Origin of the sequence: Shewanella sp. 3_MG-2023, assembly GCF_030548765.1 — a bacterium.
In the GTDB taxonomy this organism is placed as follows: domain Bacteria; phylum Pseudomonadota; class Gammaproteobacteria; order Enterobacterales; family Shewanellaceae; genus Shewanella.
In genome coordinates, this window is the sequence record NZ_JAUOSH010000075.1 from 1 (window position 1) to 1,472 (window position 1,472).

The 1,472-nt window shown below is 41.2% G+C and carries 2 protein-coding genes; both read left to right on the forward strand.

Annotation, left to right across the window (positions count from 1 at the left end):
- The first annotated feature begins 170 nt into the window (after positions 1-170).
- Complete coding sequence (locus tag Q4591_RS20020) at positions 171-779, forward strand: hypothetical protein (RefSeq protein ID WP_303414895.1); 609 nt, start codon at positions 171-173, stop codon at positions 777-779.
- Positions 780-859: 80 nt separating this feature from the next.
- Positions 860-1,405 carry a GNAT family N-acetyltransferase gene (locus Q4591_RS20025; RefSeq protein ID WP_303462605.1) on the forward strand — a complete coding sequence of 182 codons (546 nt, stop codon included), beginning with the start codon at positions 860-862 and terminating at the stop codon, positions 1,403-1,405.
- Positions 1,406-1,472 lie beyond the last annotated feature (67 nt).

A 1,472-nucleotide genomic window follows, 5' to 3' on the forward strand; every position in this document is an offset into this window, starting at 1 on the left:
GCATGTTAATAAACGGTGACCTTCCTACAGAGGACTTTCACCTCATTAGTTCATGCCCATGCTGGGCGTACACAAGCGCATGCAGTCGGATCGCCCAAAGCCCGCTTCGCGGTCTTCGGTCGACCGCTGATGCGAGGCGTTAGCTTTCTTATCACGTTAAGGAGAACTCATTGAGCAGTGTTGTTAAGCTTCTAGAAAGGGCTGTTATAAAGTGCCATGAAATCCATGAACACAGAATGTCTGAGTATTTTCCAGGGAAAGGGAATGGCGGCATTCATGAATTTAATCATGTTTTGACTTTTATTGAAGCTCTGCAAAATTTATCTGGTTATGACAATGTTGTTGCTTGGACTGAGGTACAATGCCTTCATAAAAAGCGAAAGCGGTCAGCTAGGCTCGATGCTGCAATCAAGTTAAAAAATGAAAATATAATTATTCTTTTAGAAGCAAAGCGGATAAGACAAGGAAAGACACGAGGGTCTTTTAACTCAAGTATTGCAATTAAATCGATACGAAATGACACAAAAAGACTGATAGAGATAGATGAGTCAGAACCAGTTGTCTCAGCAAGCAAAACCAACGCTATTTATAGGGTGATACTGGCATCAATGTGGCTAAGTGATGATAGAAATATGCAAGATGCGTATGAAAAATGGAAGAGCCATGACGCTTTTGATATAAACTGGAAAGGGTGTGTGGTGAGCGAATCTGTCAGCAAGAGCACCGAAAAGCATTTAAAATTACTTCTGGCAGTAAAAATCCCACACATCAAAAGCTAACAAACAAAGGCAATCTGACGCACTAACGTGCGGCCGTTGCTTTGGTCGTTATGCGTAATCGATGGAGTACCGAGAATTAGATGGAAGTAGTAGAAGCGGAAAAATTGGATTTAGATTCATTCTTTGTGTATCTAGAAAATCAGCTGTCTGAAAATGGTAATGGAGAAGTTCCTCTTTTCCAGCCAATGTCCAGAGAGCAAAGTGAAATTCCAGAAGCAACAAAAGATAAGTTTATCCAAGGCTTTTCTCATCAGTTTGGCGACTTAGGTTGGAGAAAACTTTGGGTTGTAAAAGACACCTCTGGAAATATTAAAGGTCATATTGATATTCGCCACCACAGTGATGAAAACCGTTCTCACAGAGTTCTATTAGGTATGGGCGTAGATGTTTCTTGCCGGAAGCAAGGTCTTGGTCAAAGACTCATTGATGCTGTTATAAATTTCTGCCAAGAAAAAGCTGAAATTGACTGGCTTGATCTTTGTGTATTATCAGAGAATTTCCCAGCAAAGAACCTCTACCTAAAAGCAGGGTTCAATTTTGTTGGAGAGTTCAAAGATCAATATAGAATCGACGGTTTGTCAGTCTCGGAAACAGCAATGACAAAGTACGTCAAAAATTACGCATAACAGATAAGGATAGGCCGCGCGTAGCCGCGTCCTTATCCCAAGTGTTGAACAAGCCCGAGTGATACCT

Bases quoted from the DNA above. Each gene is read 5' to 3' on its own strand.
- Q4591_RS20025 (WP_303462605.1), top strand. From the start codon at position 860: ATGGAAGTAGTAGAAGCGGAAAAATTGGATTTAGATTCATTCTTTGTG.